The following is a 25,536-nucleotide window of genomic DNA, read 5'->3' on the forward strand; positions in this document are numbered from 1 at the left end:
CAGGACCGTGAAACAACTTTGCGCCGATGATAGTGCTGCAACCAGTGTGAAAGTAGGTTATCGTCAGGCTTGTTATATAAAAAAACCCCGCAGATGCGGGGTTTTTTTTCGTCTGCAGCGGTTATCGGACTAGATGCCCCAGGTGATGCTTTCACCTTCCGCCTTGGCCGAGCGCAGCATTTCCATCAACGGATAGGCGCGCTGCGAAAAATGGACTTTTTGCGCACGCGCATGGGCGCCCGTTTCGCCATCTTCCAGCGTTTCTGGCGTATGCGCATCGTGCTCGATGTCGTTTTCGGGATGCAGTTTGCTTTCCGCGACTTCTTTTTCCAGCAGGGCCAGGGCATCTCCCGCTTCGGCAGGCGTGATGACGCCGCGCGTGGGGTTCTTGTGCAGGATGTCGAGGATACGCTGCGCATGTTCCTGGTACATCAGCACTTCAGGGGAGGATTTGGATTTGAATGAGATCAACATAAGCGCTTTCTGGAACTTGTTGTTAGTGTCGAAACAATATCACGACTTGAAACTTCACACAGGCCGTCCGTTTGCCCGGTTGGCACGATTGCAAACCGGATACTCCCATCTGTTGGACAGCGCACCTATTTACAAGGGCCCATCTCTCGTGCGGACCGCCATTTAAGCAAGCGTTAAGTCTCAATCGAGCTTCACGGCGTCCATGAAGGTATCGATGGTGTCACGCGATAGCTTGCTTTCTTCGCCGAGGATGATGACCTGGAAGATGCGTTTGTCCTGCGCCACGAAACGTCCGACCAGCAAGACCGGCTTGCCTTGCTGCGTACCGGCCGCCTCGATGCTCAGCGAACTGCGCTGGCGTGTGCCGGCCGGCGAGCTGCTGGCCGCCGATGCCGATTTTTCGCTGCGCACGGTGCCATTGATATTTTTCAATAATGCTGTCCGCATGGCGGGCAAGGCCGCCTGCGCCTGCTCCGCAGTGTCGAGCACGGCGCTGCCGATGGCGAAGGTGCTGCCATCGACTTCGCTGGCGGTCATGGTCAGGCTGACTTTCTTGCCGTCGAGATCCACTTCGCGCGTCAGTACGGCCGGCTTGCCAGGAAACAAGGCCGTGAACTGGGCGTCGGGGCTGCGATAATCGCGCCAGTCGAATTTCGGACTGCAGGCGGCCAGGACGCTGGCAGCGGCAAGCGTCGCCAGAAATAGGGCAAGTGATGTTTTTTTCATCAGCAGATGGTAGCAGCGCCGCCCATCATGTGCAATCGCGCGCGTACGGGCGGATTGGGCCACCTTATCTGCCCACCTTATATTTCACGCAGCACGCGCCGGTACTGGATCGCTTCGGCCACATGTGCTTGTCCGATGGCTGGACTGCCTGCCAGGTCGGCGATGCTGCGGGCCACGCGCAGCACCCGGTGATAAGTGCGTGCCGACCAGTGCAGGTGCAACATGGCGCTGTGCAACAGCCGTTCGCCATGTTGTTCGAGTTGGCAATGCTGTTCGATTTCCACGTTGTTCAGCCGCTGGTTCGATTTGCCCTGGCGCGCCAATTGCAGGGCAGACGCCGCCGCCACGCGCGTGGCGATTTGTTGCGTGCCTTCGCCAGCACCGGCTAGCCTGCCCAGCGACTCCGGCGGCATGGCCGCCACTTCAATCTGCAAGTCGATACGGTCGAGCAGCGGTCCGGACAAGCGGCTGTGGTAGCGCAGCACGGCGTCCGGCGTGCACCGGCAGCGGCCGGATGCGTGACCCAGATAACCGCAGGGACACGGGTTCATGGCGGCGATCAGCTGGAAGCGGGCGGGAAAATCGGCTTGGCGGGCCGCGCGCGAAATGGTGATGACGCCCGATTCCATGGGCTGGCGCAGCACGTCGAGCACTTTGCGGTCGAATTCGGCAATTTCATCGAGGAAGAGCACGCCGCAGTGCGCCAGCGAAATTTCGCCGGGCTGCGGAACATTGCCTCCGCCCACCAAGGCCACGCCGGAAGCCGTCTGATGAGGCGCACGGTAGGGGCGCCGTTTCCAGTGTTCCACTTTAAAATTGCCGCCCAGCGAATGCACGGCGGCCGATTCCAACGCCTCTTCGTCGCTCATCGGTGGCAGCACGCCGGGAAAACGGCTGGCCAGCATGGTCTTGCCTGCACCAGGCGGACCCACCATCAGGACGTTGTGGCCGCCAGCGGCAGCCACTTCCAGCGCGCGGCGCGCTTGCTGTTGTCCCTGCACATCGGCAAAGTCCGGATACAGGAAAGCGGGTGCAGCCGGCATGGGCTGGTGGCGCTGCAGGGGCGTATGGCTGGCGCGCGCGGCAAAATGCGCGCATACCTCGAGCAGGGTGTGGGCTGGGTAGATGCCGGCATCGCGGACGAGCGCCGCCTCGTCCGCATTCGCGTGCGGCAAGATGAAGGCGCGCGGCACGCCGGTCTTGTCGCGTTGCATGGCAAACGTCATGGCCAGCGCGCCCCGGATGGGACGTAGCTGTCCTGACAGCGACAGTTCGCCAGCGAATTCATAGTGGTGTAATTGGTCGCCCGGCAATTGGCCGGAGGCGGCCAGAATGCCTAGCGCGATGGGCAGGTCGAAACGGCCCGATTCCTTGGGCAGATCCGCCGGGGCCAGGTTGGCCGTGATGCGCCGCGCCGGCATGTCAAAACCACAGTTTTGCAGCGCGGCACGTACGCGGTCGCGCGATTCCTTCACTTCCGTATCCGGCAAGCCGACGATCGTAAAGGACGGCAAGCCATTGGCAAGATGGACTTCGACACTTACCTCGGGCGCTTCCATGCCGGCCAGGGCACGGCTTTTCAGGACTGCCAGACTCATCAGATCCCCCTGTAGCGCGGGCGCGGGCAGGATCAGTCTAGTCCTTGAAACGGCGTGCGGCTTGCGCTATGCCAGCAAGAACGCCGATTACGGCGCCCTGCGTGCGGCGATTTACGCTTTTGGATCGTTCAGGCGCGTTTCCAGTTCGATCAGGCGCAATTCCAGTGCATCGAGCTTGGCGCGGGTCTTGGCCAGGACCTGGGCCTGGATATCGAATTCCTCGCGCGTGACGAGATCCAGGCGGGCGAAGCCCTGGGTCATCATCGATTTCACGTTCTTCTCGATATCCTTGGCCGGCGAGTTTTCGATGGCTTGATGGATCTTGCCTTGCAAGTCGTTAAAGAAGGTATTCATGTCCATGGTCAGTCCTTTTATGGTGCGGCCTGTGCATCGCACCATTGCGGTGCACAGCGGCGTTAATCTGGTGCGAAACTGGGCAAATTCACAATGCTTTAGCCGCCCGTTCCGGCATGCCCAGGGGCTTGCAGGGTATGTATGGACGGAAACGCACCTGTCAAGGTGGCAATGGAGCTGGCACGTATTCTGCTAAAGCATAGATGAACGCTTTGTGATCTCCAGCCAAGATTTTAAACCTCAACCGCTTTAAAAGTTCAATAAAAGGGAATCGCCATGAAGAATCTGTCCAAGAACATGACTTTAGCAGCAGCGTTGACACTGGCCATGACCGCCTTGTGCGGCAACGCGATGGCGCAGGAAGCGGCAGCGGCGCCCGCCGCCGAAGCCGTGCCCGACAACGTGGTCAGCTACAACGTGGCGCTGACCAGCGATTACCGTTACCGTGGCCTGTCGCAAAGCCGCCTGAAACCTGCCGTCAGCGGCGGCGCCGACTATACGCACAATCCGACTGGCCTGTACGTGGGCACCTGGTTGTCGAGCATCAAATGGATCAAGGATGGCGGCGGCGATACGGATCTGGAATGGGATATCTACGGCGGCAAGCGCGGCGAAATCAGCAAGGATTTCACGTATGACGTGGGCGGCCTGTATTACTTCTATCCGTCGAATGGCCTGAGCACGAATGCGAATACCTTCGAACTGTACGGCCAGCTCGGTTATGGCCCGCTATATATCAAGTACTCGCATTCGACGACGAATCTGTTCGGCGTGGCCGACAGCAAGAATAGCGGTTACCTGGACCTGGGCGCCAACGTGGAAGTGCATGATGGCTACATGCTGAACCTGCACGTGGGCCGGCAAAAGGTCGAGCATAACAATTCCCTCAGCTATAGCGATTACAAGATCGGCGTGACCAAGGATTTCGGCATGGCGACCGTGTCGCTGGCTGCCGTGAAGGCCAACATCGCTTCGCTGGCGCCCAATGGCAAGAATCTGGCGAAAACGGGCCTCGTATTGACTGTTTCCAAAACCTTTTAAGCGAGACTGCCATGAAAATGATTACTGCAATCATTAAACCGTTCAAACTGGACGAAGTGCGCGAAGCCTTGTCGGCTATCAATGTGCAAGGGATTACCGTCACCGAAGTGAAGGGGTTCGGCCGTCAGAAAGGCCATACGGAACTGTACCGTGGCGCCGAGTATGTGGTTGATTTCCTGCCAAAAACCAAAATCGAAGCGGCGGTCGACGACGCCATTGTCGACCAGGCCATCGAAGCCATCGAGGGCGCCGCGCGCACCGGTAAAATCGGTGATGGCAAGATTTTTGTGTACAACCTGGAACAGGTCATCCGCATCCGTACCGGTGAAACCGGCAACGAAGCGCTCTAAGGGGAATATTGATGCGTAAAAATATAACAACATTGTTAGCTGGGTTAGCCTGTCTGTGTGCGTTTGGGGTTGCCGCGCCCAGCTTTGCCGATGCCCCGGCCAAGCCGGAAGCCGTGACGGCCGCTGTCGCCACGCCTGCCGTGACGCCTGCGCCCGATGCCGCCGTGCCGGCTGCCGCGCCAGCCGCCGCCGCTCCTGCCCCAGCGGCTGCCGCGCCGGCGCCCGTCGCCAACAAGGGCGACACCAGTTTCATGATGATCTGCACCGTGCTGGTGATCCTGATGACGATCCCAGGTCTGGCCCTGTTCTACGGCGGCCTGGTGCGCTCGAAGAACATGCTGTCGGTGCTGATGCAAGTGTTCATGGTGTTTTCCCTGGTGGTGGTGCTGTGGTGCATTTATGGCTACTCGGTCGCCTTCACGGAGAAAACCGCCTTCTTCGGCGGCTTCGACCGTCTCTTCCTGAATGGCATCTGGGATCCGGCCAAGGGCACGTTTGCCGCCGCCGCCACCTTCAGCAAGGGCGTCGTCATTCCCGAGTTCGTGTTTGTCGCCTTCCAGGGCACGTTTGCCGCGATTACCTGCTCGCTGATCGTCGGTGCCTTTGCCGAACGCGCCAAGTTTTCCGCCGTGCTGGCCTTCGTCGTACTGTGGTTCACGTTTGCCTACCTGCCAGCGGCGCACATGGTCTGGTTCTGGACCGGCCCTGACCTGATCACCGATGCGGCGACGGCAGCCACCGAAGCGGCCAAGGCTGGCTGGATCTGGCAAAAAGGCGCGCTGGACTTCGCCGGCGGCACCGTGGTGCACATCAATGCCGCTATCGCCGGCCTGGTGGGCGCCATCATGATCGGCAAGCGCGTCGGCTACGGCCGTGAATCGATGGCGCCGCATTCGCTGACGATGACCATGATCGGCGCGTCCCTGCTGTGGGTGGGCTGGTTCGGTTTCAATGCCGGTTCCTCGATGGAAGCGGGCGACGTGGCGGCTCTGGCCTTCGTCAATACCATGCTGGCCACGGCTGCCGCCACCCTGTCGTGGGTGTTTGGCGAGTGGATTACCAAGGGCAAGCCTTCCATGCTCGGCGGCGCGTCCGGCGCCGTTGCCGGCCTGGTGGCCATCACCCCGGCGGCCGGCTTCGTCGGCCCGATGGGCGGCCTGGTCATCGGCTTGCTCGCCGGTATCGTCTGCCTGTGGGGCGTGAATGGCTTGAAACGCCTGATCGGCGCCGACGATTCGCTCGACGTGTTCGGCGTCCATGGCGTGGGCGGCATCCTCGGTGCCTTGCTGACGGGCGTGTTTGCGGCGCCGCAACTGGGCGGCCAGGGCATCTTCGACTATGTCACCAACAAGATGTCGGCCGACCCGTATTCGATCGGCCACCAGGTGTGGGTACAGGCGCAGGCTGTCGGCACGACCATCATCTGGTCGGCTGTCGTGTCCGTCATCGCCTATAAACTGGTCGACATCGTCATCGGCCTGCGCGTACCGGAAGAGGAAGAGCGCGAAGGCCTCGATATCACCAGCCACGGCGAACAGGCCTACCACGGGTAACGCCAGGCCAAACCTGCTGCGCGTCGCGATTTGCGGCCTGCGATGCTCACTGTGCATGCTCACTGTGCATGCGCACAGCTCCGCTTCTCAGCCGCAACTCGCCGCCGCTCGCTACGGTTTTGTCAGACGGTGTGATTGTTGATTTTCTGGTACTGCGGCGCCCCGGCGCAGCATGCCAGCGTTGTTTTGCTTGAAAAGGTGCCTCATCGAGGCGCCTTTTTTTCGTTATGGGAATGGAAAAGGTCTTTAAAACAAGGCTTTTGCCCCGATTTGGGGTACTTACACGGTAATATAGTCGGCAGTTCTGTGTGCTTTTCGATTACTGCACATAATTTAAGGATGTAACTATGGTTCCCCACCTCGTCACGGCCCTGACCGGACCGCTGCTCGACCTCGAAAAAAAGATTCTGGCCGCGACGCCGGCCATTGAGCGCTGGTTCCGCATGGAGTGGCAAGAGCACACGCCGCCTTTCTATTGCTCGGTTGACTTGCGCAACGCCGGCTACAAGCTGGCCCCCGTCGATACCAATCTCTTCCCTGGCGGTTTCCATAACCTGGCCACGGAAATGCTGCCCCTGTCCGTGCAAGCGGCCATGGCCGCCATCGACAAGTATTGCCCGGATGCCCGCAACCTGCTGATCGTGCCGGAGTTGCACAACACCACGCCGCAGTATCTGCAGAACGTGGCGCGCCTGATGCAGATCTTCCGCCAGACGGGGCTGCACGTGCGCTTCGGCTCCTGGTCGCCCGAAATCACGCAGCCGACGCCATTGGCCTTGCCTGACGGAAATATGCTGGTCATCGAGCCCCTCGTGCGCCTGAACAATGGCCGCCGCCTGGGCTTGAAGGATTTCGATCCGTGCACGATTTTGCTGAATAACGACTTGTCGGACGGCATTCCCGATATCTTGCAAAATATTCATGAGCAAAGCCTGCTGCCGCCTTTGCACGCGGGCTGGGCCTTGCGCCGCAAGAGCAACCACTACACGGCCTACGATGAAGTGGTGAAAAAATTCGGCAAGATGATCGATGTCGACCCGTGGATGCTCAACCCGTTCCACGCCAAGTGCAGCGACGTCAACTTCCAGGAAGGCGAGGGCGAAGACGCGCTGGCCGCCAGCGTCGACGTGCTGCTGGCGAAGATCCGCAAGAAATACAAGGAATACGGCATCAAGGAAAAGCCCTTCGTCATCGTCAAGCCCGATGCGGGCACGTATGGCACGGGCATCATGACGGTGCGCGACGCCAGCGAAGTGCGCGACCTGTCGCGCAAGCAGCGCGACAAGATGTCCATCGTCAAGGATGGCAAAGTCGTCACCGACGTCATCATCCAGGAAGGCGTGCCGACCTTTGAAAGCATCAAGGATGCCGTGGCCGAGCCCGTCGTCTACATGATCGACCGCTACGTGGTGGGCGGTTTCTACCGCGTGCACGCGGAAAAGGGCGTGGACCAGAACCTGAACGCGCCCGGCTCGCAGTACGTGCCGCTGGCATTTGCCCAGCAGCATGCCGTGCCGGACTTGAAGGCCAAGCCGGGCACGGCCGCGCCGAACCGTTTCTATGTGTATGGCGTGGTGGCGCGCCTGGCCTTGCTGGCCGCGTCGCTGGAAATGGAGCGCACGGATCCGAATCCCGAGGTGTATTGAGCTGGCGCGGGCGCTTGCCGGGCGCGGCGGCTCCCCTCGGGGAACCCCGCCTGGCGATCTCGGCTAGAATCAAGCATTCCTTACCCAAGCACCCCGATTGGACCGTACCATGAAAATCGCATTCCTCGCCGACCCGCTGGCTGGCTTCAAGACTTACAAAGACTCCACCTTCGCCATGATGCGCGAGGCGGCCAGGCGCGGCCATGCCGTCTACGCGTTCGAGCAGAAGGACATGGCGCTGGAAGAGGGCATCGTCACGGCGCGGGTCACGCAGATCGAACTGACGGGCGACGAGCACGACTGGTACAAGGCCGTCTCCACCGAAGAAGTGCGCCTGTCGACCCTGGACGCCATCATCGAGCGCAAGGATCCGCCGTTCGACATGGAATACGTGTATGGCACGTATCTGCTGGAACTGGCGGAAAAGCAGGGCGTCTGCGTCTTCAACAAGCCATCGGCCATCCGCGACAACAATGAAAAGCTGGCCATCGCGCAGTTTTCCGAATTCACCTCGCCGACGCTGGTCACGTCCAGCGAAGCGCGCCTGCGCGCCTTCCACGCCAAGCACCAGGACGTCATCTTCAAGCCGCTCGACGGCATGGGCGGCACGGGCATCTTCCGCGTCAAGGCCGATGGCCTGAACCTGGGCGCCATCATCGAGACGCTGACGGACAACGGCGCGCAAACCATCATGGCGCAGCGCTTCATCGCCGACATCGTCAAGGGCGACAAGCGCATCCTCGTCATCGGCGGCAAGCCGGTGCCGTTTTCGCTGGCGCGCATTCCGCAGGCCGGCGAAGTGCGCGGCAACCTGGCGGCCGGCGGCACGGGCGTGGCGCAGCCATTGACGGCGCGCGACCTGGAAATCGCTGAAAAGCTTGGCCCCATCCTGGCCGCGCGTGGCCTGATGCTGGTAGGATTGGACGTGATCGGCGACTATCTGACGGAAGTCAATGTCACCAGTCCGACCTGCTTCCAGGAAATCATGCAGCAGACTGGTTTTGACGTGGCCGCCATGTTTGTCGATGCGGTCGAGCAAGGCGTTGCGCAAACGCAGCAACGTTAATAAGGCTAAATGACTATGGTAGGGATCTTGCTCATGACACATGCACCGCTGGGACAGGCGTTCATCGCCGCTTGCGCGCATGTGTTTCGGGGGCCAACGGAACGTTTTGAAGCCATCGACGTGGTCGCGGACCAGGACCTGGCCGAAGTACAGAAGCTGGCGTCGGAAGCCATCTGCCGTCTCGACGACGGCTCCGGCGTGTTGGTGATTACCGACGTGAAGGGCGGCACGCCGTCGAACTGCTGCAACAAGCTGGCCGATGCGGGCAGGGTGGAAGTGATCGCCGGCATCAGCCTGCCGATGTTGCTGCGCGCCATCACGTATCGCCGCGATACGCTCGACGTGGTGGTGGAGATGGCGCTGGCCGGCGCGCAAAGCGGCGCCGTGCGCGTGGATAACCGCATTCGCGTCGGCGAGTAGGGAATGACATGGCCGCCGCCCTGAAGGCGGCGGGTTTTATAGGCAAGGGCTGTCATCAATGCAGTGCATTCAGGGATAGAGACTATACAAAAATGATTCAAAAAGAACTCGAAATCATCAACAAGCTGGGACTGCATGCACGCGCTTCCGCCAAATTTACCCAACTGGCCGCCAAGTTCAAGAGCGACGTCTGGCTGACCCGCAACGCGCGCCGCATCAACGCCAAGTCCATCATGGGCGTGATGATGCTGGCCGCCGGCAAGGGCGCGAAAGTGACCCTGGAAGCAGAGGGCGATGATGAGCAGGCATGCGTCGATGCCCTCACCGCCCTGATCAACGACAGGTTTGGCGAAGGCGAGTAATGCCCGCCGAACGCAGCCGCAGCCGCATTCCGACAGGTCACCCCATGGCATCCTTCACGCTCCACGGCATCCCGGTTTCCCGCGGTATCGCCATTGGCCGCGCGCATTTGCTGGCGCCGGCCGCCCTTGACGTCAAACACTACCTGGTCGCCCAGGAACAGATCGAAGCCGAAGTACAGCGTTTGCAGAACGCCATCGCCACCGTCCACAAGGAGCTGCAAACCCTGTGGAACGATTTGCCCAAGGATGCGCCGACCGAACTGGGCGCCTTCATCGACGTGCACGCGCTGATCCTGTCGGACCCGATGATCGCCGAAGCGCCGCTCGACATCATCCGCTCGCGCCACTACAACGCCGAATGGGCGCTGCTGACGCAAATTGATGAATTATCGGCCCAGTTCGACGAAATCGAAGATCCGTATCTGCGCGAACGCAAGGCCGACATCCAGCAAGTGGCCGAGCGCGTGCTGAAGGTCTTGCTGGGCACCGAACAGCTGCTGCCGAAAGCGGCCGCCGAAGACGAATTGATGGCGCAGATGGTCGTCGTCGCGCACGATATCTCGCCGGCGGACATGCTGCAGTTCCGCGACCGCTCCTTCATCGGCTTCATCACCGACGTCGGCGGGCAGAACTCGCACACGGCCATCGTCGCGCGCAGCCTGGATATCCCGGCCGCCGTCGGCATGTCGCAGGCATCGACCCTGATCGAGCAGGACGACTGGCTGATCATCGACGGCGACGCCGGCGTGGTCATTGCCAATCCGAGCGCGCTGGTGCTGGAACAGTACCGCGAGCGCCAGGTGGCGATGCAGCGCGCGCGCAAGAAGCTGGGCAAGCTGAAAAAGACGCCGGCCGTCACCAGGTGCGGCACCCCCATCACCCTGCTGGCGAATATCGAGCTGCCCGAGGATTGCCCGTTTGCCCTCGAGTCGGGCGCCAGCGGCGTGGGCCTGTTCCGCTCCGAATTCCTGTTCATGGGCCGGGCCCACAAGATCCCCACCGAGGACGAACAGTTCGAGGCCTACCGCAACACGGTGCAATCGATGAAGGGGCGCGTGGTGACCATCCGCACGCTCGACATCGGCGCCGACAAGCCGCTCGACCAGGCCGACCATACGGCCTTGAATCCGGCCCTGGGCTTGCGCGCCATCCGCTATTGCCTGGCCGAGCCGCAGCTGTTCCTGACGCAGCTGCGGGCGATTCTGCGCGCCTCGGCCTTCGGCAAGGTGCGCATCCTGATACCCATGCTCGCGCATGCGTTCGAGATCGACCAGTCGCTGGCCATGATCGCGCAAGCCAAGGCCAGCCTGCGCGAGGAAGGCGTCAAGTTCGACGACGAGGTCGAAGTGGGCGCCATGATCGAAATTCCCGCCGCCGCGCTGGCGCTGCCCATGTTCATCAAGCGCATGGATTTCCTGTCGATCGGCACGAACGATTTGATCCAGTACACTTTGGCCATCGACCGCGTCGATTACGAGGTGGCGCATTTGTACAATCCGCTGCATCCGGCCGTGCTGCAACTGATCTCGATGACGATCGCCGCCGGCCACAAGGCGGGCATAGACGTGGCCGTCTGCGGCGAGATGGCGGGCGACGTCAAGCTCACGCGCCTGCTGCTGGGCATGGGGCTGCGCGAGTTTTCCATGCATCCAGCGCAACTGTTGGCGGTCAAGCAAGAGATCCTCAACAGCGACCTGGGGCTGATCGCACCACAAATGCGCAAAATTATGCGCTCGATGGAGCCAAATGTGATCGCGGAAGCTGTCCAGCAACTTCAGCTCATGTAAACTGTCACTTCATCAGCATCAGGACACATCGCGCGCGGCATGATGTGTCCTGATGTTAAAGTTGCAAAACCTACCATCGCGGTTTTGCATCGACCATGGCCCGTGGGGCCGCCCCCCTTTATAAACCGACACACATGTCATCCATTGGAATCGTTTCGCCGCAAACCATGTATTTTGCGGAACCCCTGCAGCTGCAAAGCGGAGCATCGCTGCTGGACTATATGTTGATGTATGAAACCTACGGCACCCTGAACGCCGACAAATCGAACGCGGTGCTGGTTTGCCACGCCCTGAACGCCTCGCACCACGTGGCCGGCGTCTACGCGGATGAACCGAAAAGCACGGGCTGGTGGGACAATATGGTGGGTCCCGGCAAGCCGCTCGACACCAACAAATTCTTCGTCATCGGCGTCAACAACCTGGGCTCCTGCTTCGGCTCGACGGGCCCGATGCACACCAATCCCGCCACCGGCAAGCCGTATGGCGCCGCCTTCCCCGTCGTCACGGTGGAAGACTGGGTCAGCGCGCAGGCGCGCCTGGCCGATGAACTGGGCATCAGCCAGTTCGCCGCCGTGATGGGCGGCTCACTGGGCGGCATGCAGGCGCTGGCGTGGAGCATCATGTTCCCCGAGCGGCTGCGCCACTGCGTGGTGATCGCTTCGACGGCCAAGCTGTCGGCGCAGAACATCGCCTTCAACGACGTGGCGCGCCAGGCCATCCTGTCTGACCCCGATTACCATGGCGGCGACTTCTATGCGCACGGCGTGGTGCCGAAGAACGGCCTGCGCGTGGCGCGCATGGTGGGCCACATCACCTACCTGTCGAACGACGACATGGCGGAAAAGTTCGGCCGCAAGCTGCGCGATGCGGCGCAGACGGGCGACTACAAATTCGGCTTCGGCATCGATTTCGAGATCGAATCGTACCTGCGCTACCAGGGCGACAAGTTCTCCGAATACTTCGACGCCAACACGTATTTACTGATCACCAAGGCGCTCGATTATTTCGATCCGGCGCGCGCGCATGGCGGCGACCTGGCCAAGGCCCTGTCGGGCACCAAGGCCAAGTTCTTCCTCGCCTCGTTTTCCACCGACTGGCGCTTCTCGCCCGAGCGCAGCCGCGAGATCGTCGAAGCGCTGGTCTGCAACCGGCGCCAGGTCACGTATGCCGAGATCGATGCGCCGCACGGCCACGACGCCTTCCTGCTGGAAGACCCGCGCTACATGAACATGGTGCGCGCCTACTACGGCCAGGTATGGAACGACATCGCGGCGGGCGTGCCCGCCGCGGCAGCACAGCACACAGACGTCCGCCAGGGCGCGAAGGAGATCGCATGACTTTTGACGAATTGAGCGCGCTGCGCCCCGACCTGGCCTTCATCGCCCACTGGGTGCCGAACAACGCGCATGTGCTGGACGTGGGGTGCGGCGAGGGCGTGATGCTCGAGTACCTGCAAAGCGACAAGGAGTGCAGCGGCTACGGCATCGAGATCGCCGACGACAAGGTACTGGCCAGTACCTTGCGCGGCGTGAATGTGATCCAGCAGGACATGGAAAAGGGCTTGTCCATCTTTGGCGACAACAGCTTCGACACGGTGCTGTGCCTGTCGTCGCTGCAGATGATGAAACAGGTCGAGCCGCTGTTGCGCGACATCGTGCGCGTGGGCGCCGAGGCCATCGTCTCGTTTCCCAACTTCGCCTACTGGCCGCACCGCGTGGCGCTGCTGAAGGGCCGCATGCCCGTGTCGAAATCGCTGCCTTACCAGTGGTACGACACGCCCAACGTGCGCTGCGCTACGATCAACGACTTCCGCGAACTGGCCGAGGAGTGCGGCCTGGAAGTGATCGAGTGCGTGGCCCTGGCCGAAGGCAAGATGGTGTCCGTGCTGCCGAACCTGCGCGGCGACCTGGCCGTCTTCCGCCTGCGTAAAAAAGCGGTGCATTGATGAGCAAGAGCCCGGCGCCAGGCTGGCGCTCCTATGCCAACGGCCGCATGCTGGCCGTGCTGGTGCTGGGCTTCAGTTCCGGCCTGCCCCTGTTCATCCTGCTGTACCTGCTGCAGGCGTGGCTGGCCAAGTCGGGGCTGAACGTGAAGGCGCTGGGGCTGTTCGCCCTGGTGCAGTTCCCGTATATCTGGAAATTCCTGTGGGCCCCCCTGATGGACCGTTACAGCATCCTCGGCCTGGGGCGCCGGCGCGGCTGGATGGCGCTCACGCAGGTGGCGCTGTTCTTTTCCATCGGCGCCATGGGCATGCTCGATCCGCTCACGCAGATCGGCCTGATCGCGGCCGCCGCCGGCGGCGTGGCCTTTTTGTCGGCCAGCCAGGACATCGTCATCGATGCCTACCGCCGTGAAATCCTCAGCGATAACGAGCAGGGCCTGGGCGCGGCCGTCATCGTCAACGCGTATAAGGTGGCCGGCATGGTGCCGGGCGCGCTGTCGCTGATCCTGGCCGACCGCATGCCGTGGCAGCCCGTGTTCTGGATCACGGCCGCCTTCATGCTGCCCGGTTTTGTCTGCACCTTGCTGGTGAAGGAGCCGAGCGTGTACGGCTCGCCGCCGAAGACCATGCGCGAAGCGATCATCCTGCCATTCCAGGAATTCATCGCGCGCGATGGCTGGCGCAACGCAATGTGGATCCTCTCCTTCGTATTACTGTATAAAATCGGCGACAGCATGGCGACGGCGCTGGCGACGAAGTTTTACCTGGACCTTGGCTTTAGCATGACGCAGATCGGCCTGGCCGCCAATACCACGGGTTTCTGGGCCAGCCTGGCCGGTGGCGTGGTGGGCGGCGTGTGGATGCTCAAGCTGGGCATCAACCGCGGCCTGTGGGTGTTTGGCGCGCTGCAGGCGATCGCCATCCTCGGTTTTGCCTGGCTGGCGCAAGTGGGGCCGAATACCGTGCTGCTCAGCGCCGTGATCGGCTTCGAGGCGTTTGCCAGCCTGGGGCTGGGCGCCGCCGCCTTTGTTGCGTTCCTGTCGCGCACCACGGATCCGCGCTACACGGCCACGCAATATGCGCTATTTTCCAGCCTGAGCGCCGTGCCGCGCACCCTGATCAACGCCTCGGTCGGTTTCCTCGTCGCCGAGCTGGGCTGGTTCTCGTTTTTCATCGTCTGCTTCTTCCTGGCCTTCCCGGCCATGATGATGTTGCCTAAAATTGCTCCATGGAGGTCTGCCAATGGCACCAATATCCCTTAAACGCTGCGCCGTCCTGGCCAGCCTGTGCGCGGTTACCGCGCTGGCGCCCCTGTCCGCCTTCGCCCAGCAGGCAACGGTCCAGGATGGCATCAAGGTGCGTCCCTTGTCGACTTCGCGCATCTTTGCCGGCGGCGCCGATTTCAATGCACAATCGAAGCAGCAATATGCGCAGCTGGTCAACGAAGCGAAGGAAAAAAATGCGCTGGTGCCCGACAGCGATCCGCAGGTCAGGCGCCTGCGCGCCATCGCGCAGCGCATCATCCCGTTCGCCACGCGCTGGAACGAAGCGGCGGCCAACTGGAACTGGCAGATCAACCTGCTCAATTCCGACCAGGTCAACGCCTTTTGCATGCCGGGCGGGCAGATCGCCTTTTACAGCGGGATTATCACCAAGCTGAACCTGACCGACGATGAAGTCGCCGTCGTCATGGGCCATGAAATTTCGCATGCGCTGCGCGAGCACTCGCAGGCGCAGGCGGGCAAGGGCAACCTGGCGGCCGTCGGCGCCAAGCTGGCCGGCGCGGGCCTGTCGGCCTGGCTCGGCGTCGATCCGAACCTGACCAGCACCGCCACGAATATGGCGGCCCAGGGCGTGATGCTGAAGTTCTCGCGCGACGATGAACGCGAAGCGGACCTGATCGGCATGGACCTGGCTGCGCGCGCCGGTTTCGACCCGCGCGCCGGCGTCGTGCTGTGGCAGAAAATGGCCGCCGTGAGCAAGGGCGCGCCGCCGGAATTCCTCTCGACGCACCCGTCGGGCAAGGACCGCATCTCGCAGATGAACAGCCACATGGCGCAGGTGCTGCCGCTGTACGCGCGCAGCAAGGGCGTCAGCGTCGACGCCTTGCCGCCATACCGCAGCAACGCGATTGCCGCGCGCTAGGATGTCCGTTCGCGGCAACAAGCCGGCGGCCGCCGTGCCGCTGCCCATGCGCGACGGCGTCGCGCCCAGCTACCTGTGGCTGCCGGAAGGACAGTGGCCCGACATGCTGTCCTTTCTGGTCGAGCGCTATCCGCAGATCAGCGCCGCGCAATGGCTGGACCGCATGGCGCGCGGCGACGTGGTCGATGGCGACGGCGCCGCGCTGGCGCCGGGCAGCGCGTACCGGCGCGGCATGCGCATCTTTTACTACCGCGAGCTGGAACGCGAAACGCCGATCCCGTTCCAGGAAGCGATCCTGTACCAGGACGAGCACCTGGTGGTGGTCGACAAGCCGCATTTCCTGCCCATGACGCCGGGCGGGCGCTTCGTGCAGGAGACCTTGCTGACGCGCCTGAAGAAAAGCCTCGATTGCGCCGAGCTGACGCCGATCCACCGCCTCGACCGCGAGACGGCCGGCGTGGTGATCTTTTCGCGCCAGCCGTCCAGCCGTGGCGCCTACCAGTCGCTGTTCCAGCGCCGCGAAGTGCGCAAGACCTATGAAGCGCTGGCGCCGCGCCTCGATGGCCGTGATTTTCCATTCACCTACCGCAGCCGCATGGTCGATGGCGACAAGTTTTTCCTCATGCGCGAGGAAGCGGGCGAGCCGAATTCGGAAACCATTATCGACATTATCGAACAGCGCGGCGAGCTGAACCTGTATCGGCTGCAGCCGCACACGGGCCGCAAGCACCAGCTGCGCGTGCACCTGGCGTCGCTGGGCATCCCCATCGTCAACGATGCGTTTTATCCGCTGGCCCTGCCGTGCAAGGAGGACGACATGTCGCAGCCGCTGCAGCTGCTGGCGCGCGCCATCGCGTTCACCGATCCGTTGACGGGGCAGGAGCGCCAGTATGCCAGCCGCAGGGTGCTGGCGCTGGAGGGAGAGGAGTGCCATGGCGCAGGATAAGCCAGCCCGCTTGCTGGAAGATGTGCGCTACTTTGAAAGCGCCGAGCCGCCCCAGCGGGGCCAGCGTTTTCCCGCGTATGCGGGCAGCCTGTTCGACGTTCCCGCAGGCGCCACGGCGCTGGGCGAACGCATCGCGCGCCGCTGCGGCCAGCTGGACGTGTCGATCGGCCACGCCAGCCAGCTGTACCTGTGCCTGACGGCGTCGCTGCCTGACGGCGCCATCGCCCTGTCCGACCGCGCGGCCGAGGCATGGCACCAGGTGGTGCTGCATGGGCTGGACCCCGCCACCTTCAATGCGCTGCCCCAGCCCGAGAAAATGGCGGTGCTGGGCCGCGCCACGTTTGCCGTGCTGGGCGCGCTGGCACCGGCCATGGCGAAGGTGCTGGACGAGGTGCAGGCGGAGATCGCGACGGCGGGCGAGGCCTTCCGCCTCACGCTCAAGAGCAAGACCACGAAGCACTATGCGCTCGCCATCGAGCAAACCATTCCCGCGCATCCGCAGCCAACCGAGGTATTCGTGCGTGCCGTGCATCTGGCGACGGGCGCGGAGCGCGTGCAGAAGCTGGGCGAGGCGCAGTTTCCATCGATGGCGCCCAGCCTGGTCGACCGGCTGGCCGTCACGGGCAAGATCCTGACGGTTCACCCGCGCAAATCGTTCCGCGCGCAATTGGACAATGCGCGCAGCCAGCCGCTGGCGACGGCCGACCTGGAAGCGCTGTTCAGCTCTTGAGCGTGTAGTCGATGATCAGCGGCGCATGGTCGGAAAAGCGTTCGTCCTTGTAGACGCTGACCGTGTGCGCCTGGGCCGCGATGCCAGGCGTGGCGACGTGGTAGTCGATGCGCCAGCCCACGTTCTTCGCGTAGGCTTGTCCGCGGTTGCTCCACCACGTGTACTGGTCTTCGCGCTTGTCCAGGCCGCGGTGCACGTCGACAAAGCCCACTTCGTCGAAGACGCGCGTGAGCCACGCGCGCTCCTCGGGCAGGAAGCCGGAGTTTTTCTTGTTGCCCTTCCAGTTTTTCAGGTCGATTTCATGGTGGGCGATATTCCAGTCGCCGCAGATGACCACTTCGCGGCCCAGCGCCTTCAATGCCAGCAGGTGCGGCAGGAACAGTTCCATGAAGCGGAACTTGGCTTCCTGGCGCTCCGGGCCGGACGAGCCGGACGGGCAGTACACGGAAATGACGGACAGGTTGCCAAAATCACAGCGTACGTAGCGGCCTTCGGCATCGAATTCCGGGCTGCCGAAGCCGATATGCACGGCGTCCGGTTCGACCTTGCTGTACACGCCCGTGCCGGAATAGCCCTTTTTCTCGGCGTAGTGGAAATGGCCATGGTAGCCATGCGGGTTGAGGAATTCCGGCGTCATGTCGGGCAGCTGCGCCTTCAATTCCTGCACGCAGATGAAATCGGCGGTTTGCGTGCCCATCCAGTTGAAAAAGCCTTTTTTGGCGGCGGAACGGATACCGTTCAGGTTGGCGGAGATAATTTTTGGCATGGTCGAAAGGCAGTCTTCAGAGCGAATGTTGAGCAAAACCGGCGCTGGACGGGGCCGGCGGGCATGGCATGGCGATTGTCTCGCCGGTGCGCGCGGATTAAAATACAGGCACTTTTAAAAAATGAGGCTAATGTGAATAATTTACACCAGCAGTTTATCGCGTTTTCAGTATCCAAGGGAGTCTTGCGGTTCGGCGAGTTCACCACCAAGGCCGGGCGATCATCGCCGTACTTCTTCAATGCGGGCCTGTTCCATGACGGCGCCACCCTGGCCGAGCTGGCGCAGTTCTACGCGCAGACCCTGCTCGACTCGGGCGTCGAATTCGACATGCTGTTCGGCCCCGCCTACAAGGGCATCACCCTGGCATCGGCCACCGCCGTGGCGCTGGCCGGCAAGGGCCGCAACACGTCGTTCGCCTTCAACCGCAAGGAAGCCAAGGACCATGGCGAAGGCGGCACCATCGTCGGCGCCAAACTGCATGGCAAGGTTGTCATCATTGACGATGTGATCTCGGCCGGCACCTCGGTGCGCGAATCGGTGGACATGATCCGCGCCGCCGGCGCCGAGCCATGCGCCGTGCTGATCGCCCTGGACCGCATGGAGCGCTCGGGCCCGGACGGCCAGCTGTCGCCAAGTTCGGCGGTGCAGGAAGTGTCGAAACAATACGGCATTCCCGTCATCTCGATCGGCAACCTGGACGACCTGTTCGGCTACCTGAACGGCGCCGGCGCCGATCCGGAACTGCTGAAGCACAAAGAGGCCGTTTCCGCCTACCGCACCCGTTATGGCATTTAAGTAGTCTTCTCCAGCAGCACCCGCAGCCGCGGGTCGCTGCAGGCGGCGCCGGCTTGCGGATGGCATTGCAACAGCCGCCGCAGCAGCGCGCCGCCGATGCCGCGCCGCCGGAACGGCGGTTTCACGAACAGCATGTTCACCGTCACGGCGTTCGCGTGCTTGCTGATGTCGAGCATGGCCACCTGCTGGCCGTCGATCCACGCGCACAGGGCGTGTTCGCCCTGCCAGTCGATGGTCATCACGCCAGCCATGGCTTCAGCGCCGAATGCAGGCCCAGAAAAAACAGCCCGATAAAAAAGCAGCGCTTGAACACGTCTTGCGCGATGCGCCCGCGCAGCCATTGCCCGGCCAGCATGCCCGCCAGCGCCGGCAGCAGCGCATAGGCCGATGCGCCGGCCGCACCCAGGCTGAAGTCGCCATGCAGGGCCAGGCTGGCGGCCAGCGCCACGGTCGAGGCGGTAAACGCCAATCCCAGCGCCTGCACCAGCGCATCGCGCGCCAGCCCCAGTCCCTGCAGATACGGCACGGCCGGGATCACGAACACGCCAGTCGCCGCCGTCACCAGCCCCGTCGCGGCGCCGGCCAGAGGCCCCAGCCACGCTTCGTGGCGCGCCGGCACCCGCACGTGCAGCGAGAGCAATCCCGCCAGCGCATACAGCATCAGCGCCACGCCCAGCGCGACGACGGCCCATACGCCGCTGTCGCGCGGCAGCCAGGCGCCACCCGCCAGGGTGCCGGCCATGACGGCGGCCAGCATCGGCCACAAACGGCGCAGCAGGACGCGCAAGCCGGGGCCGGTCGCCAGCTGCCATGCGTTCGTCACCATCGACGGCACGATCAGCAGGGCCGCCGCCTGCACGGGCGCCATGACGAGGCTGAGCATGCCCATCGCCACCGTCGGCAGTCCCAGTCCGACTACGCCCTTGACGAAGCCAGCGACGAGGAAGCTGGCGCCGACGGCCAGCAGGAATGACGTCTCCATCTTTTTTATTCCATAGTGAATTTGCGTGGATTCTGCGCGTGTTCGCGGATTTCGCCAAGGCGGATTATTTTGAGTCAGCCTCTGTAAAATACGAAGACTGATAAGATGTTGGCAAGGGAGGGCTGTCATGCGCTTTGATCTGGTCGACTTGCGGCTGTTTGTCAACGTGGTGGAAGCGGGCAGCCTGACGGCGGGCGCCGCGCGCAGCCATCTGGCGCTGGCATCGAGCAGCGCGCGCGTGCGCGGCATGGAAGAGATGCTGGGCATGCCGTTGCTGCTGCGCGGCCGGCGCGGCGTGGAGCCGACGCCGGTGGGCCAGACCCTGCTGCATCACGCGCGCCTGGTGTTGCTGCAAATGGAGAAAATGCGCGGCGAGCTTGGCGAATTTGCGCGCGGCTTGAAAGGCCAGCTGCGCCTGTTGTGCAACACGGCCGCGCTCAGCGAGTTCCTGCCCGAGGCGCTTGGCGCTTTTCTCGACCGCCACCCGAATCTCTCCGTCGACCTGGAGGAGCGCCTCAGTTACGATATCGTCAAGGCCGTCTCGGAAGGGCTGGCCGACATGGGCATCGTTTCCGACTCGGTCGACATGCGCGGCCTGCAGACGTTCTTGTTTCGCCCCGACCGCCTGGTGGTGATCGCGGCGGCGGACGGCGTGCATTACCGCGCCCTGGGCCAGGATGGCGTCGTCGATTTCTCCACGGTGCTCGATCACGATTTCATCGGCCTGGCCGACGACAGCGCGATGCAGCAGTACCTGGGCCTGCATGCGGCGCGCCTGGGCCGCCCGTTGAAAGTGCGCGTGCGCCTGCGCAGCTTCGATGCCGTGTGCCGCATGGTGGCCAGCGGCGTGGGCGTCAGCGTGGTGCCGCTGGCGGCGGCGCGCCGCTGCCAGCAGACGATGGCGCTGCGCTGCATGGAATTATCCGATCCCTGGTCGGTACGCAATCTGATGATCTGCGTGCGCCAGTTCAGTGAATTACCCCTGTACGCGCGCCAGCTGGTCGAACATCTGCAAGCGTGACGGGGCATGACAGGAGTAGCGATGCGTTTTTCAGAAGACAAGATGGCCAGCCTGCTGTGCAGCGATCAGGTTGAGCGGCCTATCCATATCTGGCAGCCGCCAGAGCCGCAACGGCCGCGCGCCGTGATCCTGGCGATCCACGGCGGCATGGCGCATGCGGGCGACTATGTCACGCCGGCGCGGTACTTCCGCCAGCACGGCATCGCCACGGTGAGTTTCGACATGGTGGGGCACGATGGCAAGCGCAAGGTCGATATCCCGTCGTTCGAGGCCTTCCTCGATGATGCGGAGCTGTTCCTCGCCTGGGTCAAGCAGGCGTATCCGGGCTTGCCCGTATTCGTCATGGGCCATTCCATGGGCGGCCTGATCGCCACGCACCTGGGGCTGCGGCGTTGCGCGGACGACCCGGCCATCCAGGGCTTCATCATTTCGTCGCCGTACTACGTGAATGCGATTCCCGTGCCGAAGGTGCTGCAGATGCTGTCGGGCTGGCTGGCGCAGCGTTTCCCCACGATGAAAGTGCCATTGGGCAACTTGACCATGCTGCTCACGCATGACCAGGCCATCACCGAGCGCCATTTCCAGGACGAGCGCGACGGCATCCGCGCCAGCGAAGCATCGGTGCGCTTCGCGCATGCGCTGACGACGGCGCAAAAGTCGCTGTCGGCGGGCCTGGCCGGCTGGCGTTTTCCCCTGTTCGCCGTGGTGGCGGGCGACGACAAGCTGGCCAACAGCCGCGCCACGGAAACCATGCTGCGCAGCGTGCCGGACGGCTTGCTCGATTACCATTTCTATCCGGCCAACTACCACGAGAATTTCAATGAGCTGAACCGCGACGAAATCTTTGCCGCCATCCTGGCCTGGATGGAAAAATTGCTCGCGCCGGCCGGGGCTTGATCCCGCCCGTATCGCTATAATGGGTTTCACTATTTTCAACGCTGGCGCAAGCCGGCCCGGTCCCCGCGGCACAGGGGATGCACAAGGAAACAATATGCGCTTGCTGATTGCTTTGATACTCCCATGGCTGACCTTTTTCACGATCGGCCGCCCGATCGCCGGCATCATCTGCCTGATACTGCAAATTACCGTGATCGGCTGGCTGCCCGCCACGATCTGGGCCGTGTACGCGCTGAGCCAGTACAAGACGGACCAGAAGATCGCCGAGGCCATGCGGCGCCGCTGACCGCGTTCTAAGGCTGGCCTAAGCTGCGCTTCCTATCTTGATTCAAACGACACGACGCGAGGAGAATGAGATGGCACCAAACAGACGCGGTATCCGGGGCCTGGCGGGGGCGATGCTGGCCGCCGGCCTGTTGCTGGGAAGTGCGGCGCAGGCGCAGAGCGAGAGCGCATTGCCGACCGTGCAAAAGAGCGGGGCCGTCGAGTACCTGAGCGGCGGCATCGGCCTCGATGAATCGACGGCCATCAAGAGCGCCAGCCGGCATTGGCCTTTGAGCCTCGTGTTTTCCGTGCAGGCGGCGGGCAAGGCGGAATTTGCCTCCGACGTGAAGCTGGAAATACGCGACGCCAAGGGCGTCGTGGTGCTCGAGACGACGGCCAGCGGCCCCTTCCTGCTGGCGAAGCTGGCGCCGGGCAGCTACAGCCTGCGCGCCAGCCTGGCCGGCAAGACGCTGGATCGCAAGGTGCAGGTCAAGGCCGGATCGTCCGCGCGAGTGGAGCTGGTCTGGCCGGCGGGGACGAACCAGGGCCAGTCGTGATGCCAGGCGACGGCAAGGCGCCCGAACAGGGCGTGCCGGCGCGCGGTTTGTCTGCCCATATCCTGCCCACCTCGGCAACGATGATCGGCGTGTGCATGACGGTGCTGTCGATCGGCCACCTGGCGCCGCGCGGCGACGTGCGCGTGGTCATCGACAAGCTGCTGGCCGTCGACGCCATCGTGTTTCTCGTCAGCGCCGTCATGTCTTTCATGTCGCTGCGCCCCGGCCATGCGCGCCTGCGCTACGAATGGTGGGGCGAGCTGGTGTTCATCTGCGGCCTGGCACTGCTGGCGCTGGGCGCCGTGGTGCTGGCCTTCGTCATCAACTGAGGTTGATCAGGCGACCGTGAGCACGCGGCCTTCGGCGGCGCTTTGCAGGGCCAGTTCGATCAGGCGTATCGTCGCCGCCGCATCCTCTGCCGCCACCGGGGCCGGCGTGCCGTGGCGGATGGCGTCGGCCATGCCCTGGTAAAAATCCTGGTAGCGGCCAGGCTGCATCTCCAGGTGCTGGCACTGGCCGTCCGGCTGCGCGCCCAGGTGCAGCGCGCCGCGCACGGGATCCACGCCCCAGCCGGGCTGGCCCGGCCTGCCGCCCGCCTTCAAGGCGTCTTCCTGCGGGTCGAGGCCGAACTTCACGAAACTGCCCTGATCGCCGTGCACGGCGAAGCGCGCCGTCGGCGCCTTCACCAGGCAGCCGGCTTGCAGCACCACGCGCAGCCTGTCGTAGTACAGCACGATATGCATGTAGTCGACGGCCTGCGCGCCGTCGCGCTGCAGGGCGATGTCCGCGTACAGTTTCTCCGGCTGGCCGAACAATTGCATGGCCTGGTCCAGCATGTGCGGGCCCAGGTCGTACAGCAGCCCGCCGCCCGGCGCATCGGACTCGCGCCAGCGCTGGCGGATCTCGGGACGGAAACGGTCGAAGTGCGATTCGACGCTGGCGATACGGCCCAGCGTCCCTTGCGCCAGCAGCGTTTTCAGGGTCAGGAAATCGCCATCCCAGCGCCGGTTGTGGTACACGCTGAGCACCAGCTTGCGCTCGCTGGCCACGGCGATCAGGGTCTGCGCCTCGGCGCTGGAAATCGTGAATGGCTTGTCCACCACCACGTGCTTGCCCGCTTGCAGGGCCGCCAGCGCCAGGCTGAAATGGGCTTCGTTGGGGGCGGCAATGACCACCAGTTCGATCGCGGGGTCGGCAAACAGCTGCGCCGCTTCCGCATACACGGTCGCTTGCGGCCAATCCTTGTGCACGAGGTCGGGTTTGCTGGAGGCGACGGCGGCCAGTTCCAGGGCATCGATGGTGGACAGTACGGGAGCGTGGAAGGTGGCGCCGGCAAAGCCGTAGCCGACGAGGCCGGTTTTGATCTTGTTCATGGCGTGTTCAAGGGAACGTGAAAGAAGCCATGATCATACCTGCAAGCGGGCGGCGCCACCGCATGCGCGGTGCGCCGCCCTGGCATTACTTCAGACTCCAGACGTACTGGAAGGGCACGGTCGAACTGACCGGCTTGCCGCCGGCCAGCGCCGGTTTGAAGATGCACTTGGCGATGCCGCTGCGCGCCGCCTCATCGAGGGCCGGATGGCCGCTGCTGCGCACCAGTTTCGATGCCTGTACCTTGCCGTTGGCATCGATATCGAGTGACAGGTTGACGGTGCCGGCCTCTTTTGCCTGCCGTGAGGCGGCTGGGTAGACCGGTTTGCTGCAGGTGGCAAAATCGGCGACGGCCTGGCGATCCGCTGCCGGGGCGCTATCGGCGGCGACGGCCTGGCCATAGATGCCGAGGCAGGCGCCAGCCAGCGCCAGCAGCGGTATGGCCGCTTTCCAGTTCAGGGTTTGTGGTGCGGGGCGCAGCAATCGTTTGATACGTGACATAAGATCTCCTCCGTTGGCCGCCTGGGCCAGGTGGTGGGTTGAGAACTGGAGACGTTCCAGTTCCGAGAGTGCAAGAGCCAGACGCCGCGGTTCGCCCAGTTGTCTTGCTGCGAAATCATCTGCAATGTGTTCGCGTTCGAGGCGCACGCCGCGTGAAATCCACCAGACGGCAGGGTGGAAGAACAGCAGCGCCTCGATGGCGTTTTGCAGCAGGTTGAGCAGATAATCGTGGCGCCGGATATGCGCCAGTTCGTGCGCCAGCAGCGCCTCGAGCAGGTGCGGCGGCATGCCGGTGATCAGCGCGGCGGGCACCAGCACCATGGGGCGCCAGATGCCGGCCGTCAGCGGGCTGGCAATGCCGTCGAGCACGCGCAGGCGCACGGGCCGCGTCACGCCGGCGTCTTGCGCCATGCTGGACAGGCGCGTTTGCCAGAGGGCGTGCGTGGCCCCGTTCTTGCTAGCGCTGCGCCCTATCCACAGCATGCCCAGCGCCATGCGCAGGGCCAGCATGGCGGCGCACAGGGCCCAGATGCCGACGATGGCGCGCAAGGCCAGGTCCAGGTCGGGCAAGCTGTCGGGCACCAGCAGGGCGGCCGGCAGCAAGGTGCCGGAGAAAAGGGCCGCCGTGGCCTCGCCGCCGTCCAGGCGCAGATACAAGCCCGCCGCCGGCCATGCCAGGCAGGCCAGCAGGGCGCCGCAGCCGACGGCGTAACGCGCCTCGGGGCGCGCATTGCGCAGGACGGCCCGCGCCAGCGCCGTGGCGCAGCCGATCAGCAGGCCTTGCCACAGGAAGTGCAGCAGGGTCCAGCCCAGGGCCGGCACGAAGCCGCTCATGATTGTTCATCCTTGAGCATTTTTTCAATCTCCTCGCGTTCGGCGCGCGACACGCCCGTGCGCAGGGCCGCCAGCACCAGCGCCTTGGCCGAGCCGGCAAAGGCTTTCTGCATCAATTCCTTCAGCAGGTTCGTCTGCAGGCTGTCCTGCGCCTGGGCCGGCGCATACACGTGCGACCGCTGGCTTGCATCGCGGATCAGCAAGCCCTTGGCGTGCATGATCTGCATCAGGCGCAGCACGGTGCCATACGTGATGGCCGGCTTGGCCAGCGCCATCGCCTCGTGCACCTGCTTGGCCGTGGCGGCGCCCAGCGGCCACAGCGCCTGCAGCAGATCGAGTTCGGCTGCCGTCGGTTTCGGGATGTCGGGGGTCTTGGGCATGCTGTTTTCCTCTTGCCTGAAATTCAAT

General features: G+C 63.4%; 30 protein-coding genes. 20 read left to right on the forward strand and 10 right to left on the reverse strand.

The features are described 5' to 3' along the window. Positions 1-129: 129 nt before the first annotated feature. The 4 genes from AC1RDJ_RS19480 to AC1RDJ_RS19495 all read right to left on the reverse strand — a co-directional run bounded on the left by AC1RDJ_RS19480 (position 130) and on the right by AC1RDJ_RS19495 (position 3,158). Positions 130-474, reverse strand: coding sequence for a DUF1840 domain-containing protein (locus AC1RDJ_RS19480; RefSeq protein WP_071325465.1), 345 nt, complete (start codon positions 472-474; stop codon positions 130-132). Positions 475-654: 180 nt separating this feature from the next. Continuing rightward, positions 655-1,200: a hypothetical protein gene (locus tag AC1RDJ_RS19485; RefSeq protein WP_071325464.1), complete on the reverse strand. Its 546-nt coding sequence runs from the start codon at positions 1,198-1,200 to the stop codon at positions 655-657. 77 nt (positions 1,201-1,277) lie between these two features. Continuing rightward, positions 1,278-2,798, reverse strand: a complete 1,521-nt coding sequence (locus tag AC1RDJ_RS19490; RefSeq protein ID WP_493028442.1) for a YifB family Mg chelatase-like AAA ATPase — start codon at positions 2,796-2,798, stop codon at positions 1,278-1,280. A gap of 111 nt (positions 2,799-2,909) precedes the next feature. Continuing rightward, the gene (locus AC1RDJ_RS19495) at positions 2,910-3,158 is read right to left on the reverse strand and encodes an accessory factor UbiK family protein (protein ID WP_035824443.1); all 249 of its coding nucleotides are present in this window, start codon (positions 3,156-3,158) and stop codon (positions 2,910-2,912) included. A 270-nt stretch (positions 3,159-3,428) separates the two neighbouring features. Between AC1RDJ_RS19495 and AC1RDJ_RS19500 the strand changes: the two genes are divergently transcribed. The 14 genes from AC1RDJ_RS19500 to AC1RDJ_RS19565 all read left to right on the forward strand — a co-directional run bounded on the left by AC1RDJ_RS19500 (position 3,429) and on the right by AC1RDJ_RS19565 (position 17,140). Further along, positions 3,429-4,193: a TorF family putative porin gene (locus AC1RDJ_RS19500; RefSeq protein ID WP_493028443.1), complete on the forward strand. Its 765-nt coding sequence runs from the start codon at positions 3,429-3,431 to the stop codon at positions 4,191-4,193. Positions 4,194-4,204: 11 nt separating this feature from the next. Further along, on the forward strand, positions 4,205-4,543 hold the full coding sequence (locus AC1RDJ_RS19505) for a P-II family nitrogen regulator (RefSeq protein WP_010393464.1): 339 nt from the start codon (positions 4,205-4,207) through the stop codon (positions 4,541-4,543). An 11-nt stretch (positions 4,544-4,554) separates the two neighbouring features. Next, positions 4,555-6,096: an ammonium transporter gene (locus AC1RDJ_RS19510; protein ID WP_289889368.1), complete on the forward strand. Its 1,542-nt coding sequence runs from the start codon at positions 4,555-4,557 to the stop codon at positions 6,094-6,096. Between the two features lie 347 nt (positions 6,097-6,443). After that, positions 6,444-7,742, forward strand: a complete 1,299-nt coding sequence (gene gshA / locus AC1RDJ_RS19515) for a glutamate--cysteine ligase (RefSeq protein ID WP_070222828.1) — start codon at positions 6,444-6,446, stop codon at positions 7,740-7,742. A 109-nt stretch (positions 7,743-7,851) separates the two neighbouring features. After that, positions 7,852-8,808, forward strand: coding sequence for a glutathione synthase (gshB, locus tag AC1RDJ_RS19520; protein WP_493028444.1), 957 nt, complete (start codon positions 7,852-7,854; stop codon positions 8,806-8,808). A 15-nt stretch (positions 8,809-8,823) separates the two neighbouring features. Beyond that, the gene (locus AC1RDJ_RS19525) at positions 8,824-9,228 is read left to right on the forward strand and encodes a PTS sugar transporter subunit IIA (protein WP_029496035.1); all 405 of its coding nucleotides are present in this window, start codon (positions 8,824-8,826) and stop codon (positions 9,226-9,228) included. A 92-nt stretch (positions 9,229-9,320) separates the two neighbouring features. Beyond that, the gene (locus AC1RDJ_RS19530) at positions 9,321-9,590 is read left to right on the forward strand and encodes an HPr family phosphocarrier protein (protein WP_010393142.1); all 270 of its coding nucleotides are present in this window, start codon (positions 9,321-9,323) and stop codon (positions 9,588-9,590) included. Between the two features lie 44 nt (positions 9,591-9,634). After that, complete coding sequence (gene ptsP, locus AC1RDJ_RS19535) at positions 9,635-11,377, forward strand: phosphoenolpyruvate--protein phosphotransferase (RefSeq protein ID WP_493028445.1); 1,743 nt, start codon at positions 9,635-9,637, stop codon at positions 11,375-11,377. A gap of 134 nt (positions 11,378-11,511) precedes the next feature. Further along, positions 11,512-12,714, forward strand: a complete 1,203-nt coding sequence (gene metX / locus AC1RDJ_RS19540; protein WP_289889370.1) for a homoserine O-succinyltransferase MetX — start codon at positions 11,512-11,514, stop codon at positions 12,712-12,714. Continuing rightward, entirely contained in the window at positions 12,711-13,322 is a 612-nt protein-coding gene (gene metW / locus AC1RDJ_RS19545) for a methionine biosynthesis protein MetW (RefSeq protein ID WP_071325458.1), read from the forward strand. Before metX ends, metW begins: the two co-directional genes overlap by 4 nt. Then, a complete protein-coding gene (locus AC1RDJ_RS19550; protein ID WP_493028446.1) occupies positions 13,322-14,581 on the forward strand; it encodes an AmpG family muropeptide MFS transporter in 1,260 nt (419 codons plus the stop codon). Before metW ends, AC1RDJ_RS19550 begins: the two co-directional genes overlap by 1 nt. After that, positions 14,562-15,464: a M48 family metallopeptidase gene (locus AC1RDJ_RS19555; protein ID WP_289889372.1), complete on the forward strand. Its 903-nt coding sequence runs from the start codon at positions 14,562-14,564 to the stop codon at positions 15,462-15,464. The genes AC1RDJ_RS19550 and AC1RDJ_RS19555 overlap by 20 nt, the downstream gene beginning before the upstream one ends. A gap of 1 nt (position 15,465) precedes the next feature. Further along, the gene (locus AC1RDJ_RS19560; protein ID WP_493028447.1) at positions 15,466-16,410 is read left to right on the forward strand and encodes a pseudouridine synthase; all 945 of its coding nucleotides are present in this window, start codon (positions 15,466-15,468) and stop codon (positions 16,408-16,410) included. Beyond that, positions 16,397-17,140 (forward strand): hypothetical protein, encoded by a 744-nt coding sequence (locus tag AC1RDJ_RS19565; protein ID WP_493028448.1) that lies wholly within the window; start codon positions 16,397-16,399, stop codon positions 17,138-17,140. Before AC1RDJ_RS19560 ends, AC1RDJ_RS19565 begins: the two co-directional genes overlap by 14 nt. Here the strand turns inward: AC1RDJ_RS19565 and AC1RDJ_RS19570 are convergent. After that, positions 17,130-17,906 carry an exodeoxyribonuclease III gene (locus AC1RDJ_RS19570; protein ID WP_034784687.1) on the reverse strand — a complete coding sequence of 259 codons (777 nt, stop codon included), beginning with the start codon at positions 17,904-17,906 and terminating at the stop codon, positions 17,130-17,132. The genes AC1RDJ_RS19565 and AC1RDJ_RS19570 overlap by 11 nt on opposite strands. Before the next feature lie 132 nt (positions 17,907-18,038). Between AC1RDJ_RS19570 and pyrE the strand changes: the two genes are divergently transcribed. Beyond that, positions 18,039-18,701, forward strand: a complete 663-nt coding sequence (pyrE, locus tag AC1RDJ_RS19575; RefSeq protein WP_493028449.1) for an orotate phosphoribosyltransferase — start codon at positions 18,039-18,041, stop codon at positions 18,699-18,701. Here pyrE and AC1RDJ_RS19580 read toward each other — a convergent pair. Further along, positions 18,698-18,952, reverse strand: coding sequence for a GNAT family N-acetyltransferase (locus tag AC1RDJ_RS19580; RefSeq protein ID WP_071325452.1), 255 nt, complete (start codon positions 18,950-18,952; stop codon positions 18,698-18,700). The two genes, pyrE and AC1RDJ_RS19580, sit on opposite strands and share 4 nt — an antisense overlap. After that, on the reverse strand, positions 18,940-19,683 hold the full coding sequence (locus tag AC1RDJ_RS19585) for a sulfite exporter TauE/SafE family protein (RefSeq protein WP_493028450.1): 744 nt from the start codon (positions 19,681-19,683) through the stop codon (positions 18,940-18,942). The genes AC1RDJ_RS19580 and AC1RDJ_RS19585 overlap by 13 nt, the downstream gene beginning before the upstream one ends. A gap of 127 nt (positions 19,684-19,810) precedes the next feature. Between AC1RDJ_RS19585 and AC1RDJ_RS19590 the strand changes: the two genes are divergently transcribed. The 5 genes from AC1RDJ_RS19590 to AC1RDJ_RS19610 all read left to right on the forward strand — a co-directional run bounded on the left by AC1RDJ_RS19590 (position 19,811) and on the right by AC1RDJ_RS19610 (position 22,751). Continuing rightward, positions 19,811-20,704 carry a LysR family transcriptional regulator gene (locus AC1RDJ_RS19590; RefSeq protein WP_493028451.1) on the forward strand — a complete coding sequence of 298 codons (894 nt, stop codon included), beginning with the start codon at positions 19,811-19,813 and terminating at the stop codon, positions 20,702-20,704. Between the two features lie 21 nt (positions 20,705-20,725). Next, positions 20,726-21,601 carry an alpha/beta fold hydrolase gene (locus tag AC1RDJ_RS19595; protein ID WP_493028452.1) on the forward strand — a complete coding sequence of 292 codons (876 nt, stop codon included), beginning with the start codon at positions 20,726-20,728 and terminating at the stop codon, positions 21,599-21,601. Between the two features lie 94 nt (positions 21,602-21,695). Then, a complete protein-coding gene (locus tag AC1RDJ_RS19600; RefSeq protein WP_010393172.1) occupies positions 21,696-21,887 on the forward strand; it encodes a YqaE/Pmp3 family membrane protein in 192 nt (63 codons plus the stop codon). A 70-nt stretch (positions 21,888-21,957) separates the two neighbouring features. Further along, on the forward strand, positions 21,958-22,422 hold the full coding sequence (locus AC1RDJ_RS19605; protein WP_493028453.1) for a carboxypeptidase regulatory-like domain-containing protein: 465 nt from the start codon (positions 21,958-21,960) through the stop codon (positions 22,420-22,422). Next, positions 22,422-22,751, forward strand: coding sequence for a hypothetical protein (locus tag AC1RDJ_RS19610; RefSeq protein ID WP_493028549.1), 330 nt, complete (start codon positions 22,422-22,424; stop codon positions 22,749-22,751). Before AC1RDJ_RS19605 ends, AC1RDJ_RS19610 begins: the two co-directional genes overlap by 1 nt. Positions 22,752-22,757: 6 nt before the next feature. Here the strand turns inward: AC1RDJ_RS19610 and AC1RDJ_RS19615 are convergent, their stop codons facing one another. From AC1RDJ_RS19615 to AC1RDJ_RS19625, 3 genes are all read right to left on the reverse strand, one after another. Continuing rightward, the gene (locus AC1RDJ_RS19615) at positions 22,758-23,795 is read right to left on the reverse strand and encodes an oxidoreductase (protein ID WP_493028454.1); all 1,038 of its coding nucleotides are present in this window, start codon (positions 23,793-23,795) and stop codon (positions 22,758-22,760) included. An 85-nt stretch (positions 23,796-23,880) separates the two neighbouring features. Then, positions 23,881-25,128, reverse strand: coding sequence for a M56 family metallopeptidase (locus AC1RDJ_RS19620; protein ID WP_493028455.1), 1,248 nt, complete (start codon positions 25,126-25,128; stop codon positions 23,881-23,883). Continuing rightward, positions 25,125-25,508 (reverse strand): BlaI/MecI/CopY family transcriptional regulator, encoded by a 384-nt coding sequence (locus tag AC1RDJ_RS19625; protein ID WP_493028456.1) that lies wholly within the window; start codon positions 25,506-25,508, stop codon positions 25,125-25,127. Before AC1RDJ_RS19625 ends, AC1RDJ_RS19620 begins: the two co-directional genes overlap by 4 nt. Positions 25,509-25,536: the final 28 nt, after the last annotated feature.

This window comes from Janthinobacterium sp. GW822-FHT07H10 (assembly GCF_058798675.1).